The following is an 18,453-nucleotide window of genomic DNA, read 5'->3' as shown; positions in this document are numbered from 1 at the left end:
CAACAATTACCCGCAAAAAAAATAATTAGTGGGAGTACATCTACATGCAAGCGACCAAGCCGACGCACGTCCGTTATTTGATCTTGCTCATGCTGTTCCTGGTGACGACGATCAACTACGCCGACCGCGCCACCATCGCCATCGCAGGTTCCAGCCTGCAAAAAGACCTCGGCATCGACGCCGTCACCCTCGGTTACATCTTCTCTGCTTTCGGTTGGGCCTACGTGGCCGGGCAAATCCCTGGCGGTTGGCTGCTGGACCGGTTCGGTTCGAAAAAAGTCTATGCCCTGAGCATCTTCACCTGGTCGCTGTTCACCGTGCTGCAAGGCTATGTCGGTGAATTCGGGGTCTCCACCGCGGTGGTTGCGCTGTTTATGTTGCGGTTCCTGGTGGGCCTGGCAGAGGCACCTTCTTTCCCCGGCAATGCGCGCATTGTCGCGGCCTGGTTCCCCACCGCCGAACGTGGTACGGCGTCTGCGATCTTCAACTCGGCGCAGTACTTCGCCACGGTATTGTTTGCACCCTTGATGGGGTGGATCGTCTACAGCTTCGGCTGGCAGCACGTATTTATCGTGATGGGCGTGATCGGCATCGTGTTCTCCCTGATCTGGCTGAAAGTGATCTACAGCCCGCGTCAGCACCCGCTGATCAACGAGGCCGAGTTCAATCACATCGCTGCCAATGGGGCGATGGTCGATATGGATCAGGACAAGGCCAAGGGTAAGAAAACCGACGGGCCGAAGTGGGATTACATCCGTCAGTTGCTGACCAATCGCATGATGCTCGGCGTGTACCTGGGCCAGTACTGCATCAACGGCATTACCTACTTCTTCCTGACCTGGTTCCCGGTGTACCTGGTACAGGACCGTGGCATGACCATCCTCAAGGCCGGCTTCATCGCGTCGCTCCCGGCGATCTGCGGCTTTATCGGCGGCGTGCTGGGCGGGGTGATTTCCGACTACCTGCTGCGCAAGGGCCATTCCCTGACTTTCGCGCGCAAGGCACCGATCATTGCCGGCTTGCTGGTTTCCAGCAGCATCATTGCCTGCAACTACGTGGATGTGGAATGGATGGTCGTGGGCTTCATGGCCCTGGCCTTCTTCGGCAAAGGCGTTGGCGCACTGGGTTGGGCGGTGGTGTCTGACACCTCGCCAAAACAAATCGCCGGCCTCAGCGGCGGCCTGTTCAACACGTTTGGCAACCTGGCTTCCATCACCACGCCAATCGTGATTGGCTACATCATCAGCACCACCGGTTCGTTCAAGTGGGCCCTGGTGTTCGTCGGCGCCAATGCGCTGGTAGCAGTATTCAGTTACCTGGTGATTGTCGGCCCGATCAAGCGTGTGGTGCTCAATGAGCCGCCGAGCAAAGGCCCCGAGTTGACTAACCTTTCCCAAGCGCAATCCTGAAGGGGCCGTGTGATGCAGTTGATTGAACATGCCGATTCGCCGCGCTCCATCCGTTTGCACGAGCGCGACAATGTAGTGATTGTGGTCAACGACCAAGGCGTGCCGGCCGGGACCGAGTTCCCGGACGGCCTGGTGACCGTGGAGTTCATTCCCCAGAGCCACAAGGTGACCCTGGAAGATATCCCCCAAGGCGGTCAGATCATTCGCTATGGCCAAACTATCGGTTACGCCTTGCAGCCGATACCGCGCGGCAGTTGGGTCCAGGAAGACCAACTGCGTATGCCCACCGCGCCGCCGCTGGACAGCTTGCCGCTGTCCACCGAAGTGCCCGAAGCCCAGGCACCCTTGGAAGGTTTCACCTTCGAGGGCTATCGCAATGCGGATGGCACCGTGGGCACGCGCAATATCCTTGGCATCACCACTACTGTGCAGTGCGTGACCGGCGTGCTGGACCATGCGGTCAAGCGCATCAAGGACGAGTTGCTGCCCAAGTACCCGCATGTCGATGACGTGGTGGCACTGACCCACAGCTATGGTTGCGGCGTGGCCATCACCGCCACCGACGCCTATATCCCGATCCGCACCGTGCGCAATCTGGCGCGCAACCCGAACCTGGGTGGCGAAGCGCTGGTGATCAGCCTGGGCTGCGAGAAGTTGCAGGCCGGGCAGGTGATGCACGACAACGACAGCTCGGTGGACCTCAGTGAACCGTGGCTGTATCGCCTACAGGACGCCAGCCACGGTTTTACCGAAATGATCGAACAGATCATGGAACTGGCCGAAACCCGCCTGAAAAAACTCGACCTGCGCCGGCGGGAAACGGTACCGGCTGCGCAACTGATCCTCGGCATGCAATGTGGGGGGAGCGACGCGTTTTCCGGGATCACCGCCAACCCGGCGCTGGGCTACGCCTCGGACCTGTTGCTGCGGGCCGGGGCGACGGTGATGTTTTCCGAAGTGACTGAAGTGCGCGACGCCATTTACCTGCTGACTTCCCGCGCCGAAAACCAGGAAGTCGCCCGCGAACTGGTGCGGGAAATGGACTGGTACGACCGCTACCTGGCCAAGGGCGAGGCCGACCGCAGTGCCAATACCACGCCGGGCAACAAGAAGGGCGGCCTATCGAACATTGTCGAGAAGTCCCTGGGCTCCATCGTCAAGTCCGGTAGCAGCGCGATCAATGGCGTGCTTGGGCCGGGTGAGCGGTTCAAGGGCAAAGGCCTGATCTTTTGCGCGACGCCGGCCAGCGATTTTGTCTGTGGCACCCTGCAACTGGCGGCGGGGATGAACCTGCATGTGTTCACCACGGGGCGGGGCACGCCCTATGGGTTGGCGATGGCCCCCGTGGTGAAGGTCTCGACCCGTACGGAGCTGGCGCAGCGCTGGCCAGACCTGATCGATATCGATGCCGGAAGGATCGCGACTGGGCGTGCGACCATCGAGGAGTTGGGGTGGGAGTTGTTCCACTTCTATCTGGACGTGGCCAGCGGCAAAAAGCAGACCTGGGCCGAGCAGCACAAGCTGCACAATGACATCACCTTGTTCAACCCGGCGCCTATTACCTGAGACCGAGTTGCCTGTATTCGCGAGCAAGCCCGCTCCCACATTCGACAGCGTCTATCAACATGTGGGAGCGGGCTTGCCCGCGATAGCGGTCTGTCAGGCGGCGCTGGGCTGTTTGGCTTATCATTAGCCACCTACCGAAGCTCACCCAAGGTTCTCCCCAGCATGCTGGCTATATTCCTGCAAACCCTGACAATCACCGCGCCGGTATTTGCCATGTTGTTTCTGGGCGTCCTGCTCAAGCGCATCAATTGGATCAACGACAACTTTATCCACACCGCATCGGCCCTGGTGTTCAACGTCACCATGCCGGCGTTGCTGTTTCTGGGGATTCTGCACGCCGACCTGCATTCGGCGCTCAAGCCAGAACTGCTGATCTATTTCTCTGTCGCCACGCTGGTCGGCTTTGCTCTGGCCTGGGGCTGGGCGATCTTTCGCTGCCCGCGTGAGGACCGGGGTATCTATGCCCAAGGGGCATTTCGCGGTAACAACGGGGTGATCGGCCTGGCACTGGCAGCCAGCATGTATGGGGACTACGGCATTTCCCTCGGGGCGATCCTCGCGGGGTTGGTGATCCTGTTCTACAACACCCTGTCGACCATTGTGCTGGCGGTCTACAGCCCAGTGATCAAGTCTGACCCGTGGAGTATTTGCAAGAGCGTACTGGCCAACCCGCTGATCCTCAGTGTGATTGCTGCGACACCGTTTGCCTATTTCCAGATTGGCTTGCCCAATTGGCTGGAAACCTCCGGGCGGTACTTGGCCGATATGACGCTGCCCCTGGCGCTGATCTGCATTGGCGGCACTCTGTCACTGGCCGCATTGCGCCAAAGCGGCAACATGGCATTGAGCGCCAGCCTGGTGAAGATGATCGGTCTGCCGCTCGTGGCGACCGTAGGCGCCTGGCTGTATGGTTTCCGGGGGCCGGAGTTGGGAATTCTGTTCCTGTATTTTGGCGCACCGACGGCCGCAGCCAGTTTTGTCATGGCCCGTGCAGCCCAGGGTAACCATGAACTGGCGGCGGCGATTATCGTGATCACCACATTGATGGCGGCGGTGACCACCAATATCGGGATCTTTGTGCTGCAGGCGGGCGGCTGGATCTGAAATGAAGGGTGGTCTTCAGGGCCAATCGCGGGCAAGCCCGCTCCTACACTTGAAGTGTGTTCACAACTCAAAATGTGGGAGCGGGCTTGCCCGCGATAGCTCTCTTGCAGTCACTGCTGAGCTGGCTGATACGCCTCGATCACTTCCTGCGCCGCCCGAAACGCATCGATCGCCGCCGGCACGCCGGCATACACCGCGCAATGCAGCAGCGCCTCGCGAATTTCTTCAACCGTACAGCCATTGTTGAGTGCCCCGCGTACATGGCCCTTGAGCTCCTGCGGGCACTTCAAGGCGGTCAGCGCAGCGAGGGTAATCAGGCTGCGCGTCTTCAGCGGCAAGCCTTCACGGTTCCACACCCCGCCCCAGGCATGTTCGTTGACGAAGTCCTGCAACGGCTGGGTGAACTCGGTGGCATTGCCCAGGGCGCGGTCGACAAACGCATCGCCCATTACCTGGCGGCGCATTTCAACGCCGGATTTCGCTTGATCGGTCATTGCGACTCCCTCTTGTGTTGGCGGTACCAGGCTCGCAGCGAGGTGAACAACAGGAAAGCCACCAGCGCTGGCAGGACGTAATACAGCATCAGTTGTTCCAGTTTGTTGGCCAGTGGCATGCCGGTGGTAAACGACACCACGTGCAGCCCATACGCCAGGTACAGCCCCAGCAGCAGCAAGCCTTCGGCGCGGGTGATGCGGTAGCCGGTGTAAAACACGGGCAGGCACAACACCACAACGCCGAGCATTACCGGCAGGTCGAAATCCAGGGCGTTGGGCGACACCGACAAGGGCTGCGGCGCCACCAGCGCGGTAAAACCCAGAACCCCCAACAGGTTGAACAGGTTGCTGCCGATCACGTTCCCCACCGCAATCTCCCGCTCGCCGCGCAGGGCAGCGATCAGCGAGGTCGCCAGGCACGGCAGCGAGGTGCTGACGGCGACGATGGTCAGGCCGATCACCCGCTCGGACAGGCCCAGGTCGCTGGCCACTTCCGCCGCTGCGCCCAGCACCAGATGCCCGGCGAACACCAACAACACGAGCCCGCCGATCATCCACAGCAAACTGCTCAGCCACGGCGCCTGTACCAGCGTGTCGCGGGTGCGCGGGCGGCGCGAATGGCGGGTCTGGTACAGCAACAGGCCCAGATAGGCGAGCAGGGCGGCAAGCAAGGTCAGGCCATCAAGCGGTGTCAGTGCTTCATCACTGGCGAGAACAAACACCAGCATGCCCGCGGCGATCATCACCGGAATATCCAGGCGCACCAGTTGCCGTGACACGCGCAGGGGAATAATCAGCGCCGAAAGACCCAGGGTGACGAGGATATTGAAGATGCTGCTGCCAATCACACTGCCCACGGCAATATCGGCATTGCCGGCCAGTGTGGCCTGCAGGCTGACGGCAATTTGCGGCGCGCTGCTGCCAAAGGCCACGATGCTCAAGCCAATGATCAGTGGCCGGACCTTGAGGCTGGCGGCCAGGCGCACGGCGGCGCGTACCAGCATTTCGGCACCGGCAATCAGCAGCAGCAGGCCGCTGATCAGTTCAATCAGGCTTATGGGCGAAAGGGCGCTTAATCCGAAAATGGTCAGGGCTCCGTCAGTCAGTTGCTCAGGGCTTGCACGCGCACGCGCGCGGTTCCGCTGCGCAGCATACCCAACTGCTCGGCGGCCTGGCGTGAAAGATCGATCAGCCGGCCACGGGTATGTGGGCCGCGATCATTGATGCGCACCACCACGGATTTGTCGTTGGCCAGGTTGGTGACCTGCACCCGCGTGCCGAATGGCAGGCGCCGGTGGGCGGCGGTCAGGGCGTGTTGGTTGAAGGGTTCACCGCTGGCGGTCTTCTTGCCATGGTGCTTGGCGCCGTAGTAGGACGCGGTGCCGGTTTCGTCGTAGCCGTTGGGGTCTATCAGGCCGCTGGCGCAGCCGGTGAGCAGGGAGAACAGGGCGCACAGGCCGAGTAGACGCTTCATTTTCAAGGTGTCCCCATTACAAATGTGGGAGCGGGCTTGCTCGCGATAGCGGTGAATCAGTCGCCAAATACATTGACTGACACTCCGTCATCGCGGGCAAGCCCGCTCCCACATGGGGTCCGAGTCGCAAGTAAAATCCCGCTCGGACCATTCATTGCTATCAGCCTTCGAGCTTGCTCTTGAGCAATTCGTTCACCTGTTGCGGGTTGGCCTTGCCTTTGGAGGCCTTCATCGCCTGGCCCACAAAGAAGCCGAACATCTTGCCGCGCTTGGCTTCGTCGGCCGCACGGTACTGTTCGACCTGCTCCGCATTGGCTGCGAGCATTTCATCAAGAACGGCCGAGATGGCGCCGCTGTCGGTGACTTGCTTGAGGCCGCGCTTCTCGATGATCTCGTCGGCGTTGCCTTCACCGCTGGCCATGGCCTCAAACACAGTCTTGGCGATTTTGCCGGAGATGGTGTTGTCCTTGATGCGCAGCAACATGCCGCCCAGTTGTTCGGCCGAGACCGGGGCTTCGTCGATTTCCAGGCCCTGTTTGTTCAACAGGCTACCCAGTTCGACCATGACCCAGTTGGCCGCCAACTTGGCGTCGCCCGCGATGCTCACGACTTTTTCGAAGTAGTTGGCCTGCTCGCGGCTCGATGCCAGGACGCTGGCGTCATACACCGACAGGCCGAACTGCGCCTGGAAGCGTTCGCGTTTTTGCGGTGGCAATTCCGGCAGGGTGGCGCGCACGTCATTTAGGAACGAATCCTCGATGACCACCGGCAACAGGTCCGGATCGGGGAAGTAACGGTAGTCGTTGGCTTCCTCCTTGCTGCGCATGGCGCGGGTTTCGTCTTTGTTCGGGTCGTACAGGCGCGTCTGCTGGATCACCTTGCCGCCGTCTTCGATCAGCTCGATCTGGCGACGCACTTCGGTGTTGATCGCTTTTTCGATGAAACGGAACGAGTTGACGTTCTTGATCTCGCAGCGGGTGCCGTACTCAACCTGGCCTTTAGGCCGCACCGACACGTTGCAGTCGCAACGCAGGGAGCCTTCGGCCATGTTGCCGTCGCAAATCCCCAGGTAGCGCACCAGTGCGTGGATGGTCTTGACGTAGGCCACTGCTTCCTTGGCACTGCGCATGTCCGGCTCGGACACGATCTCCAGCAGCGGCGTGCCAGCGCGGTTCAGGTCGATGCCGGTGGCGCCATTGAATTCTTCATGCAGGCTCTTGCCGGCATCTTCTTCCAGGTGCGCACGGGTCACGCCCACACGTTTGATGGTGCCGTCTTCCAGGGGGATATCCAGGTAGCCCTTGCCGACGATCGGCAATTCCATCTGGCTGATCTGGTAGCCCTTGGGCAGGTCCGGATAGAAGTAGTTCTTGCGCGCGAACACGTTGTGCTGGCCGATTTCGGCGTCAATCGCCAGGCCGAACATCACCGCCATGCGCACCGCTTCCTGGTTCAACACTGGCAATACGCCAGGCATGCCCAGGTCTACCAGGCTGGCCTGGGTGTTGGGCTCTGAGCCGAACGTGGTGGCGCTACCGGAGAAAATCTTCGATTGGGTGGCGAGCTGGGTATGAATCTCCAGCCCGATCACAACTTCCCATTGCATAGTGTTCTCCTCAGAAGCCGGTTGGGGTGCGAGTGTGCCAGTCAGTGTTCAACTGGTACTGGTGCGCCACATTGAGCAAGCGGCCTTCCTGGAAATACGGGGCAAGCAACTGCACGCCCACCGGCAGGCCATCGACGAAACCGGCTGGCATGGACAAGCCCGGCAAGCCCGCGAGGTTGGCGGTGATGGTGTACAGGTCTTCCAGGTACTCGGCGATCGGGTCGCCGGTCTTGGCGCCGATCTTCCAGGCCGGGTTCGGCGTGGTTGGGCCGATGATCAGGTCGACTTCATTGAAGGCAGCCATGAAGTCGTTCTTGATCAGGCGCCGGATCTTTTGCGCCTTGAGGTAGTAAGCATCGTAGTAGCCAGCCGACAAGGCGTAGGCCCCGACCATGATCCGGCGCTGTACCTCCACGCCGAAGCCTTCGCCGCGGGAGCGTTTGTACAGGTCGGTGAGGTCTTTCGGATCTTCACAACGATAGCCAAAGCGCACGCCGTCGAAACGCGACAGGTTGGAGGAGGCTTCGGCCGGGGCAATCACGTAATAAGCAGGAATCGCGTGCTGGTTGTTCGGCAGGCTGATTTCCTTGATCACCGCGCCGAGTTTTTCCAGCTCCTTGATGCTGTTGTGCACCAGTTCGGCGATACGCGGGTCGAGGCCGGCGCTGAAATACTCTTTCGGCACGCCGATACGCAGGCCTTTGAGCGAGGTATTGAGGCTGGCGCTGTAGTCCGGCACCGGCTCATCGATGCTGGTGGAGTCCTTCGCGTCGAAGCCGGCCATGCCTTGTAACAATATTGCGCAGTCTTCGGCGGTGCGGGCTAACGGGCCGCCCTGGTCGAGGCTGGACGCGTAGGCAATCATGCCCCAGCGGGAAACGCGACCGTAGGTCGGTTTCAGGCCGGTGAGGTTGGTGAAGGCGGCGGGCTGGCGGATCGAGCCGCCGGTATCGGTGGCCGTAGCGGCCGGCAGCAGGCGCGCGGCAACGGCTGCGGCCGAACCACCGGACGAACCGCCGGGCACGTGCTCCGCGTTCCACGGGTTTTTCACCGCGCCGTAGTAGCTCGATTCGTTGGCCGAGCCCATGGCGAATTCGTCCATGTTGGTCTTGCCCAGGGTCACGGCCCCGGCTTCGGCCAGCTTGGCGACGACCGTGGCGTCATAGGGCGCCTTGAAGTTGTCGAGCATCTTCGAGCCGCAGCTGGTGCGGATGCCCTGGGTGCAGAACAGGTCCTTGTGACCGATCGGCGCACCCAGCAGCGCGCCGTTTTCACCGTTGGCGCGACGGGCGTCGGCGGCCTTGGCCTGGCCCAGGGCCAGCTCCTCGGTGAGGCTGATGAAGCTGTTGACCTTCGGATCCAGCTCGGCGATACGCGCCAGGAGGGCCTTGGTCAGCTCTTCGGAAGAAAACTTTTTGTCGGCGAGACCGCGGGCGATCTCGGCCAGAGTCAATTGATGCATTGCAGGCTCTTTCCCTTTAGTCGATGACTTTCGGAACCAGGTACAGGCCGTTTTCGACCGCTGGTGCGATGGACTGGTAGGCCTCGCGATTATTGCGTTCGGTCACGACGTCTGCGCGCAGGCGCTGGCTGGCTTCCAGTGGGTGGGCCAGGGGTTCGATGCCGTCGGTATTCACCGCTTGCATCTGGTCGACCAGCCCGAGAATGCTGTTCAGGGCTGCGGTGGTCTGTGGAAGATCGGCTTCATTGAGGCCCAGGCAGGCCAAATGAGCGATTTTTTCCACGTCGGAGCGTTCAAGCGCCATGGGATTCTCCAGTGGAAAACAGAACGGAAGCTATCCGTGTGTTAGATTGTCGGAACACTACCGCATTTCTACGGTCATAAGGCCGCGATTGTGGGGTTAGGTGCACAGAAAGTCGGCCAATTTAGCACATTGGCGCCTTGCCCAAAATCCCTGTCGTTGTTAGAGTTTGCCGCACTTTTTTACCCACGCGTTGCCTAGGGTCCCTTTCCCATGTTCAAGAAACTGCGTGGCATGTTTTCCAGCGATCTTTCCATCGACCTGGGCACTGCCAACACCCTTATTTACGTGCGCGAGCGCGGTATCGTCCTGAATGAGCCATCGGTTGTGGCCATTCGGACCCATGGTAATCAGAAAAGTGTCGTTGCCGTGGGCACCGAGGCCAAGCGTATGCTCGGCCGCACACCTGGCAACATTGCCGCCATTCGTCCGATGAAAGACGGCGTGATCGCCGACTTCAGCGTCTGCGAGAAGATGCTGCAGTACTTCATCAACAAGGTTCACGAAAACAGTTTCCTGCAGCCCAGCCCTCGTGTGCTGATCTGCGTTCCATGCAAATCCACCCAGGTGGAGCGTCGTGCCATCCGTGAATCGGCCCTTGGCGCCGGTGCCCGCGAAGTGTTCCTGATCGAAGAACCAATGGCTGCGGCCATCGGTGCCGGCCTGCCGGTTGAAGAAGCGCGCGGTTCGATGGTGGTGGATATCGGTGGTGGTACCACTGAAATCGCCCTGATCTCCCTCAATGGGGTGGTGTATGCCGAATCCGTACGGGTTGGCGGCGACCGCTTCGACGAAGCAATCATCACTTATGTGCGCCGTAACTACGGCAGCCTGATCGGCGAATCCACCGCCGAGCGCATCAAGCAGGAAATCGGTACCGCTTATCCGGGCGGCGAAGTGCGCGAAGTCGATGTGCGCGGTCGCAACCTGGCCGAAGGCGTTCCGCGTGCCTTTACCTTGAACTCCAATGAAGTGCTGGAAGCTCTGCAAGAGTCCCTGGCCACCATCGTTCAGGCGGTAAAAAGCGCCCTGGAGCAATCGCCGCCGGAACTGGCTTCCGATATCGCCGAGCGTGGCCTGGTGCTGACCGGTGGCGGCGCCTTGCTGCGCGACCTCGACAAGCTGCTGGCCCAGGAAACCGGCCTGCCGGTGATTGTCGCCGAAGACCCGCTGACCTGCGTGGCCCGTGGCGGTGGTCGTGCACTGGAAATGATGGATAAACACACCATGGACCTGCTCTCCAGCGAATAAGATCGTTGGTTGCGCCATGTTTCGCCAACAGGCAGCACTTTGCAGTGCTGCCTGTTGGCGTTTATCTTCTTCAATCTGCATCCAGGCCGGTTTGATGCCGTATGAATAAAGAGAATATCTGCCCGGGAGGAGCGGCCTATTAAACCGCTCTTCGCTAAAGGCCCCTCATTGGGCGTGCGCTTGTTGGTGCTGGTCGTGCTATCGGTCGCACTGATGGTGGTCGATGCCCGCTTCACACTGCTCAAGCCAGTGCGTAGCCAGATGTCGCTGGTATTGATGCAGTCCTACTGGATCACTGACCTGCCGCAACGGCTATGGCAAGGTGTGGCCAGCCAATTTGGCAGCCGTACCGAACTGGTGGCCGAGAACGAAAAACTCAAGACCGAAAACCTGCTGTTGCAGGGGCGCATGCAAAAGCTGGCGGCCCTGACCGAACAGAACGTCCGGCTGCGCGAGTTGCTCAATTCTTCCGCGTTGGTCAACGAAAAGGTCGAAGTGGCCGAGTTGATCGGCATGGACCCCAACCCCTTCACCCACCGCATCATCATCAACAAGGGCGAGCGCGATGGCGTGGTCCTTGGCCAACCGGTGCTCGATGCCCGTGGCCTGATGGGCCAGGTGGTTGAGTTGATGCCCTATACCTCCCGCGTGCTGCTGCTCACCGACACCACCCACAGCATTCCGGTGCAGGTCAACCGCAATGGCCTGCGGGCGATTGCCAGCGGTACGGGTAACCCCGAGCGCCTGGAGCTGCGGCATGTGGCGGACACCGCCGACATCAAGGAAGGCGACCTGCTGGTCAGCTCCGGTCTTGGCCAGCGGTTCCCGGCAGGCTACCCGGTGGCGACGGTCAAGGAAGTGATCCACGATTCCGGGCAGCCCTTTGCGATTGTGCGTGCGGTGCCAACGGCTGCGCTGAACCGCAGCCGCTACCTGTTGCTGGTGTTCAGTGACACGCGCACGCCGGAAGAGCGCGCCAACGACGCCGCCCAAGCCCAGGAAGCACAAGACAAGCAAGACGGCACTGCGACGCCGATCATCCCGGCAACCGTACCCAAGCCAGCGGCACCTGTGGCGACACCGGTTGTACCTGCTACGCCTGCTGCCGCGACACCGGCCAAGCCGGTGGCCCAACCTGCTCGGCCAGTCAAACCAGCGGCGACTGCGCCTGCTGCGGCGCCCACGCCGGCAACCACTCGACAGGGGGCGCAATAATGGCCGGTACTCATTCACGCAATGGCTGGATGGTCTGGTTGACATTCGCCATCGGTATGCTGCTCAGCGTTTCGCCGATGCCGCAATTCATGGAAATCCTACGCCCGCTATGGCTGGCATTGCTCCTGGCATTCTGGGCCCTGGCCCTGCCGCACAAGGTCGGCATGGTCACTGCGATGTGCCTGGGGCTGGCTGAGGACGTGATGTATGGCACGTTGCTCGGGCAGAACGCGTTGATTCTTACGCTGATTACATTCTTGGTGCTGTCGTTGCAGCAACGCCTGCGTATGTTCCCGATGTGGCAGCAGTGCCTGGTCATCCTGGTGATCTTCGGTCTGGCCCAGTTGGTGCAACTGTGGCTCAGCGCCTTGACCGGCAACCGCCAACCCACCTTGGCGCTGGTCTTGCCGGCCTTGGTCAGTGCGCTGTTGTGGCCATGGATCAGCTTCGGCCTGCGTGGGTTGCGTCGCCGCTATAAAATCAATTGAGTGGGTCGCGAGGCTCTGCCTGGTTATCGAACCCACAGGGAGAGTCTGCAATGCATGCGCTTTATCTGGCCTCCGGCTCTCCTCGGCGACGTGAACTGCTGACCCAGATCGGCGTGCCGTTCACCGTGGTCAACGCCGCCATCGATGAAACACCCCTGGGCAACGAATCACCTGCGGCCTATGTCGAACGCCTGGCCCGTGGCAAAGCCGCCGCAGGCCTGGCGACATTGGCCGACAGCGCAAATACCTGCGTGCTGGGCGCCGATACCGCCGTCATCCTCGATGGCCGAATCCTGGGCAAGCCCCTGGATCAGGCCGATGCCCTGGCCATGCTGCTGGCCCTTTCTGATCGTGAACACGAAGTCCTCACCGCCATTGCCGTGCTCGATGGCCAGCGCTGCGAAACGCGCCTGGTCAGTAGCCGCGTGCGCTTTCGCAAGATTTCAACACACGAAGCAACGACTTACTGGCACAGCGGGGAACCCCAGGACAAGGCGGGCGGCTATGCTATCCAAGGGCTGGCGGCGGTGTTTGTCGCCGGCCTCAATGGCAGCTACTCCGCAGTCGTTGGCCTGCCGGTCTGCGAAACAGCAGAACTGCTGAGCCATTTCGGCATACCCTGTTGGCAACACCTTTCCGTGCGCTGAACGCTTTACTCCAGCGCCACATTTAAGCGATCGGCCACTATTGTGAAAACGCCTGAACGAGACCCAGCCATGAGTGAAGAGATTCTGATCAATATCACGCCGATGGAATCGCGCGTGGCGGTGGTAGAAAACGGTGTTTTGCAGGAAGTGCACGTCGAGCGCACCCAGAAGCGCGGGATCGTTGGCAATATCTATAAAGGCAAGGTCGTGCGGGTGTTGCCTGGGATGCAGGCGGCCTTTGTCGATATCGGCCTGGACCGCGCGGCATTTATCCATGCCTCGGAAATTTCCCTGCGCGAAGGCCCGGCTGTCGAGAGCATCAGCGCCCTGGTGCATGAAGGGCAGAGCCTGGTGGTGCAAGTCACCAAGGATCCGATCGGCTCCAAGGGCGCGCGCCTGACCACGCAGTTATCGATTCCTTCGCGCTACCTGGTTTACATGCCACGCACCGCCCATGTCGGCATTTCCCTGAAAATCGAAGACGAAGGCGAGCGTGAGCGCTTGAAAAAGGTCGTCAGCGATTGCGTGGCGGCCGAAGGCATCAAAGAAGCGGGCGGCTTTATCCTGCGCACCGCCGCCGAGGGCGCCGGTGCCGACGAGATCCTCATGGACATTCGCTACCTGCGGCGCCTGTGGGACCAGATCGCTGCCCAGATCAAGACCATCGGCGCGCCGAGCGTCATCTATGAAGACCTGGGCCTGGCCCTGCGAACCCTACGCGACTTGGTCAGCCCCAAGATCGAGAAAATTCGCATCGACTCGCGGGAAACCTTCCAGCGAACCACGCAATTTGTTGCCGAACTGATGCCGGAAATCGCCGACCGCCTGGAACACTACCCCGGTGAACGGCCGATTTTCGACCTGTATGGCGTCGAGGACGAAATCCAGAAGGCCCTGGAACGCAAGGTGCCGCTCAAGTCCGGTGGCTACCTGGTGGTGGACCCGGCGGAAGCCATGAGCACCATTGACGTGAACACCGGCGCCTTCGTCGGCCATCGCAACCTTGAAGAAACGATCTTCAAGACCAACCTCGAAGCCGCCACTGCCATTGCCCGCCAACTGCGCCTGCGCAACCTGGGCGGGATCATCATCATCGACTTCATCGACATGGAAGATGAAGAACACCAGCGCCAGGTGTTGCGCACCCTTGAAAAGCAACTGGAGCGCGATCACGCCAAGACCAACATCATCGGTATCACCGAGTTGGGCCTGGTACAGATGACCCGCAAGCGCACGCGCGAAAGTCTTGAACAAGTGCTGTGCGAGCCGTGTAGCAGTTGTCAGGGGCGCGGTAAGTTGAAGACTCCGGAAACGGTTTGCTACGAGATTTTCCGGGAAATCCTACGGGAGGCACGCGCTTACCAGGCCGAGGGTTATAGAGTCCTGGCCAACCAGAAGGTAGTGGACCGTTTGCTAGACGAAGAGTCAGGCAACGTAGCGGAATTGGAGGGCTTTATTGGCCGCACTATCCGTTTCCAGGTCGAAACCATGTATTCCCAGGAACAATACGACGTGGTGCTGCTCTGATCCGCATCAGTCCTTTTCAACGAGACCGGCAAACCTTGATCTGCCGTCCGACTATTACCTTGAGGGTCGCCTGACATGGAGCGTCTGCCACGCTTTTTTGCCGCACTGACCCGTTGGGGCCTTGGCCTGTGTGCATTGCTGTTGGTGCTGGCGGCGGTCTACGTCAGCCTGGGCCGTGAATTGACGCCATTGGTGGCGGAGTACCGCGGCGAAGTCGAGGTCAAGGCACAGGCGGCGATCGACATGCCCCTGAGCATTGGCAGCCTGGAAGGGCGTTGGAGCGGCTTTGCCCCGGTATTGCTCGCCCATGATGTGATGGTCGGTGAAGGCAGCAGTGCCGTGCGCCTGGACCAGGTGCAAGTGGTGCCCGATCTCTGGGCCAGCCTGCTGGCGTGGGATGTGCGCATTGCCCATCTGGAAGTCAGCGGCTTGCAGCTCAGCGTCAAGGAAGACCAGGACGGCCATTGGGCGTTGCAAGGCCTGCCGGTGCAGGACGACCAGCCCTTGGACCCGGAGCAACTGCTCAAGCGCATGCAGGCGGTGGCAAAGGTCTCGCTGCTGGACAGCCAGGTTACCTTGCAGCCGTTCGAACAAGCGCCGCTGACCTTGACCTACGTGGGCTTGAGCCTGCAAACCGGCGCCACTCGCCAGCGCCTGGATGCCCGCCTGACCTTGCCCGATGGGCAACCGCTGGCTCTCAGCCTGCGCACGCGGATCCGTGCCAGCCAGTGGCGCGACGGTGAAGTCCAGGCGTACCTGAGCCTGCCCCAGAGCAATTGGGCGCAATGGATACCGGCGAAGTTGACCCGGGACTGGAAACTCAGCGAGTTGAAAGCCGGCGGTGAGTTCTGGCTGACCTGGGCCAATGGCACCCTGCAAAGTGCCGCCACCCGGCTCAATGCGCCGCAGGTGAAGGTCCGTTATGCCCAGCGCAAGCCCACGAGCATCCAGAACCTGGGCCTCACGGCCTACCTGCAGCGCAGTGACAGCGGTCTGAAGGTGGTCTTCGACTCTTTGGCCATGAACCTGGGCGACACCCGTTGGGAGTCGCACCTGCAATTGCAGCAAACCCTGGCCACCGACAAGGCGCAGGAGATCTGGAATCTGCAGGCCGACCGCCTGGATCTGACGCCGATTACCCCCTTGCTCAATGCTCTGGCGCCATTGCCGGAAGGTTTTGCCAAGACCGTAGAGGCGTTGAAGGCCACGGGCGTGCTGCGCAATGTGCTAGTGGATTATCGTCCGCAGGAGGAGGGCGACCAGCGCGTTAGCTTCGCCGCCAACCTCGACCGCGTGGGCTTTGACGCCTATTTCGGCGCGCCGGCGGCCCGCAATGTATCCGGGAGCATCAGTGGCGACCTGGGCCAGGGCGAGTTGCGCATGGACAGCAAGGATTTCGTCTTGCACCTGGACCCGATTTTCGCCAAGCCCTGGCAGTACATCCAGGCCAATGCACGCTTGACGTGGAAGCTGGATAAGCAAGGCTTCACGCTGATTGCACCGTATATCAAGGTGCTCGGGGAAGAGGGCAAGGTGGCGGCGGATTTCCTGATTCGCCTGCATTTCGATCATAGCCAGGAAGACTACATGGACCTGCGGGTCGGCATGGTCGATGGCGATGGGCGCTTCACCCCCAAGTACTTGCCTGCGGTGTTGAGCCCGGCCCTGGATGAGTGGCTGCGTACAGCCATACTCAAGGGTGCGGTCGAGGAAGGGTTCTTCCAGTATCAAGGCTCGCTGAACCACGATGCGCTGACGGCGGCGCGCAATATCAGCCTGTTCTTCAAGGTGCATGACGCCGAATTGGCATTCCAGCCGGGCTGGCCCCATGTCAGCAAGGTGGCCGGTGAAGTGTTCGTCGAAGAGACCGGCGTGCGCATCCTGGCCAGCAAGGGGCAACTGCTCGATACCAAGGTCAAGGATATCTACGTCAACATTCCCCATGCGCTGCCCGGCCATGACAGCCATTTGCTGCTGACGGGCGGGTTTGCCGGCGGTCTGGGGGACGGCCTGAAGATCCTTCAGGACGCGCCCATCGGCACGGCGTCGACGTTTGCCGGCTGGAAAGGCGAGGGCGACCTGCAAGGTTCCCTGGACCTGGATATTCCCCTGGCCAAGGGCGCCGAGCCGAAAATTGTAGTGGACTTCAAGACCGACAAGGCGCGCCTGCAACTGGCTGAGCCGACCCTGGACCTGAACCAGCTCAAGGGCGAGTTCCGCTTCGACAGCGCCAAGGGCCTGAGTGGCCAGAACATCAGCGCCCAAGCCTTTGACCGGCCGATCACTGCGCAGATTGCTGCCGGTGGCAAGCCAGGAAATCTCAGCACACGGGTCACCGCCAAGGGCCAGGTAACGGTCAAGCGCCTTACCGACTGGCTGAAAGTCAGCCAGCCTCTGCCGGTATCCGGGGATATCCCGTACCAACTGCAACTCGATCTGGATGGTGCCGACAGCCAGTTGCGGGTCAGCTCCAACCTCAAGGGCGTGGCAGTGGACTTGCCGGCGCCGTTTGGCATGCCCGCCAGCCAGGGTCGTGAGAGTGTGTTCCGCATGACCTTGCAAGGCGCGGAGCGGCGTTACTGGTTTGATTACGGCGAGTTGGCGAACTTTACCTTTGCAGCCCCGGCGGACAACTTTGCCCAGGGCCGGGGCGAGCTGTTCCTCGGTGATGGCGACGCCTTGCTGCCCGGTGGCAAGGGCCTGCGGATTCGCGGGGTGCTGTCGGAACTGGATATCGATCCCTGGAAGAAGTTGGTAGAGCGCTACGCCGGCAATGATCCGGGCGGCAATGCCAAGCAACTGCTGAGCAGTGCCGATTTCAAGATCGGCAAGCTGACAGGCTTTGGGACCCAGTTCGACCAGGTCACCCTGAAACTGGACCGCAAGCCCGCCGCCTGGGGCCTGCAACTCGACAGCCAGCAGGCCAAGGGCACGGTTGGCCTGCCAGATGCGAAGGGTGCGCCCATTGCCATCAACCTGCAGTATGTGAAGCTGCCGGCGGTCGACCCTACGATACAGGCCGATGAAAACGCGCCTGATCCCCTGGCCAGCATCAATCCCAAGGATATTCCCGCGCTGGATATCGCCATTGCCCAGTTGTTCCAGGGCCCCGACCTGATCGGCGCTTGGTCCTTGAAGGTGCGTCCGACAGCCAAGGGCATGGCCTTCAACAACCTCGACTTGGGTCTCAAGGGCATGCAGCTCAAGGGCGCTGGTGGTTGGGAAGGGGCTCCTGGCGCGAGCAACAGTTGGTACAAGGGACGCCTGGACGGCAAGAATATCGCCGATGTGCTCAAGGGCTGGGGCTTTGCGCCCACGGTGACTAGCCAGGATTTTCATCTGGATGTTGATGGGCGCTGGCCGGGTTCGCCTGCGTGGGTTGGGCCCAAGCGTTTTTCCGGCAGCCTGGATGCGTCATTCCGCAAGGGCCAGTTCGTCGAGGTCGAGGGCGGTGCCCAGGCTTTACGGGTGTTTGGCTTGCTGAATTTCAACTCGATTGGCCGGCGTTTGCGCCTGGACTTCTCGGACTTGCTCGGCAAGGGCCTTAGCTACGACCGGGTCAAGGGCTTGTTGGCTGCCAGCAATGGTGTGTTTGTGACCCGTGAGCCGATTATCCTCACGGGGCCGTCGAGCAATCTGGAGCTAAACGGCACCCTGGACCTGGTGGCTGATCGTGTCGATGCCAAGTTGCTGGTGACCTTGCCGGTGACCAACAACCTGCCGATTGCCGCGTTGATCGTGGGCGCGCCGGCCATTGGCGGCGCGTTGTTTTTGATCGACAAGTTGATCGGTGATCGGGTTTCGCGTTTTGCCAGCGTCCAGTACAAGGTGGAAGGGCCATGGAAAGATCCAAAAATCACCTTCGACAAGCCATTTGAAAAACCACAATAAGCGCCTGTGGAGTAGCAT

Annotated in this window: 15 protein-coding genes; 9 read left to right on the top strand and 6 right to left on the bottom strand. The window is 60.9% G+C overall.

The window, feature by feature from the left end; genetic code table 11:
• Positions 1 to 44 precede the first annotated feature (44 nt).
• The 3 genes from JTY93_RS22250 to JTY93_RS22240 all read left to right on the top strand — a co-directional run bounded on the left by JTY93_RS22250 (position 45) and on the right by JTY93_RS22240 (position 4,079).
• Positions 45 to 1,409, top strand: a complete 1,365-nt coding sequence (locus JTY93_RS22250) for an MFS transporter (protein ID WP_029291889.1) — start codon at positions 45 to 47, stop codon at positions 1,407 to 1,409.
• A gap of 12 nt (positions 1,410 to 1,421) precedes the next feature.
• The gene (gene garD, locus JTY93_RS22245) at positions 1,422 to 2,975 is read left to right on the top strand and encodes a galactarate dehydratase (protein ID WP_092238286.1); all 1,554 of its coding nucleotides are present in this window, start codon (positions 1,422 to 1,424) and stop codon (positions 2,973 to 2,975) included.
• Between the two features lie 162 nt (positions 2,976 to 3,137).
• Positions 3,138 to 4,079, top strand: coding sequence for an AEC family transporter (locus JTY93_RS22240; RefSeq protein ID WP_205476359.1), 942 nt, complete (start codon positions 3,138 to 3,140; stop codon positions 4,077 to 4,079).
• Between the two features lie 110 nt (positions 4,080 to 4,189).
• Here JTY93_RS22240 and JTY93_RS22235 read toward each other — a convergent pair whose 3' ends face one another.
• The 6 genes from JTY93_RS22235 to gatC all read right to left on the bottom strand — a co-directional run bounded on the left by JTY93_RS22235 (position 4,190) and on the right by gatC (position 9,419).
• Positions 4,190 to 4,573, bottom strand: coding sequence for a carboxymuconolactone decarboxylase family protein (locus tag JTY93_RS22235; RefSeq protein WP_154906608.1), 384 nt, complete (start codon positions 4,571 to 4,573; stop codon positions 4,190 to 4,192).
• Positions 4,570 to 5,616: a calcium/sodium antiporter gene (locus tag JTY93_RS22230; protein ID WP_205476376.1), complete on the bottom strand. Its 1,047-nt coding sequence runs from the start codon at positions 5,614 to 5,616 to the stop codon at positions 4,570 to 4,572. Before JTY93_RS22230 ends, JTY93_RS22235 begins: the two co-directional genes overlap by 4 nt.
• 59 nt (positions 5,617 to 5,675) lie before the next feature.
• The gene (locus tag JTY93_RS22225) at positions 5,676 to 6,047 is read right to left on the bottom strand and encodes a septal ring lytic transglycosylase RlpA family protein (protein WP_205476358.1); all 372 of its coding nucleotides are present in this window, start codon (positions 6,045 to 6,047) and stop codon (positions 5,676 to 5,678) included.
• A gap of 160 nt (positions 6,048 to 6,207) precedes the next feature.
• The gene (gatB, locus tag JTY93_RS22220) at positions 6,208 to 7,653 is read right to left on the bottom strand and encodes an Asp-tRNA(Asn)/Glu-tRNA(Gln) amidotransferase subunit GatB (RefSeq protein WP_205476357.1); all 1,446 of its coding nucleotides are present in this window, start codon (positions 7,651 to 7,653) and stop codon (positions 6,208 to 6,210) included.
• Between the two features lie 10 nt (positions 7,654 to 7,663).
• A complete protein-coding gene (gene gatA, locus JTY93_RS22215) occupies positions 7,664 to 9,115 on the bottom strand; it encodes an Asp-tRNA(Asn)/Glu-tRNA(Gln) amidotransferase subunit GatA (RefSeq protein WP_205476356.1) in 1,452 nt (483 codons plus the stop codon).
• Positions 9,116 to 9,131: 16 nt separating this feature from the next.
• Positions 9,132 to 9,419 (bottom strand): Asp-tRNA(Asn)/Glu-tRNA(Gln) amidotransferase subunit GatC, encoded by a 288-nt coding sequence (gene gatC / locus JTY93_RS22210; RefSeq protein ID WP_003216077.1) that lies wholly within the window; start codon positions 9,417 to 9,419, stop codon positions 9,132 to 9,134.
• A 210-nt stretch (positions 9,420 to 9,629) separates the two neighbouring features.
• Between gatC and mreB the strand changes: the two genes are divergently transcribed.
• The 6 genes from mreB to JTY93_RS22180 all read left to right on the top strand — a co-directional run bounded on the left by mreB (position 9,630) and on the right by JTY93_RS22180 (position 18,435).
• Positions 9,630 to 10,667 (top strand): rod shape-determining protein MreB, encoded by a 1,038-nt coding sequence (mreB, locus tag JTY93_RS22205; RefSeq protein WP_002555108.1) that lies wholly within the window; start codon positions 9,630 to 9,632, stop codon positions 10,665 to 10,667.
• Between the two features lie 168 nt (positions 10,668 to 10,835).
• The gene (gene mreC / locus JTY93_RS22200) at positions 10,836 to 11,882 is read left to right on the top strand and encodes a rod shape-determining protein MreC (protein WP_029291829.1); all 1,047 of its coding nucleotides are present in this window, start codon (positions 10,836 to 10,838) and stop codon (positions 11,880 to 11,882) included.
• Complete coding sequence (gene mreD, locus JTY93_RS22195) at positions 11,882 to 12,370, top strand: rod shape-determining protein MreD (protein ID WP_029291827.1); 489 nt, start codon at positions 11,882 to 11,884, stop codon at positions 12,368 to 12,370. Before mreC ends, mreD begins: the two co-directional genes overlap by 1 nt.
• Before the next feature lie 50 nt (positions 12,371 to 12,420).
• On the top strand, positions 12,421 to 13,017 hold the full coding sequence (locus JTY93_RS22190; RefSeq protein ID WP_205476355.1) for a Maf family protein: 597 nt from the start codon (positions 12,421 to 12,423) through the stop codon (positions 13,015 to 13,017).
• A gap of 69 nt (positions 13,018 to 13,086) precedes the next feature.
• Complete coding sequence (gene rng / locus JTY93_RS22185) at positions 13,087 to 14,544, top strand: ribonuclease G (RefSeq protein ID WP_029291823.1); 1,458 nt, start codon at positions 13,087 to 13,089, stop codon at positions 14,542 to 14,544.
• A gap of 75 nt (positions 14,545 to 14,619) precedes the next feature.
• Positions 14,620 to 18,435, top strand: a complete 3,816-nt coding sequence (locus tag JTY93_RS22180; protein WP_205476354.1) for a YhdP family protein — start codon at positions 14,620 to 14,622, stop codon at positions 18,433 to 18,435.
• The last annotated feature ends 18 nt before the right edge of the window (positions 18,436 to 18,453 follow it).

This window comes from Pseudomonas hygromyciniae, from assembly GCF_016925675.1.
Classification (GTDB): domain Bacteria; phylum Pseudomonadota; class Gammaproteobacteria; order Pseudomonadales; family Pseudomonadaceae; genus Aquipseudomonas; species Aquipseudomonas hygromyciniae.
The sequence above is the reverse complement of the archived record's forward strand: the minus strand, read 5'-3'. Positions and strand labels throughout refer to the sequence as shown.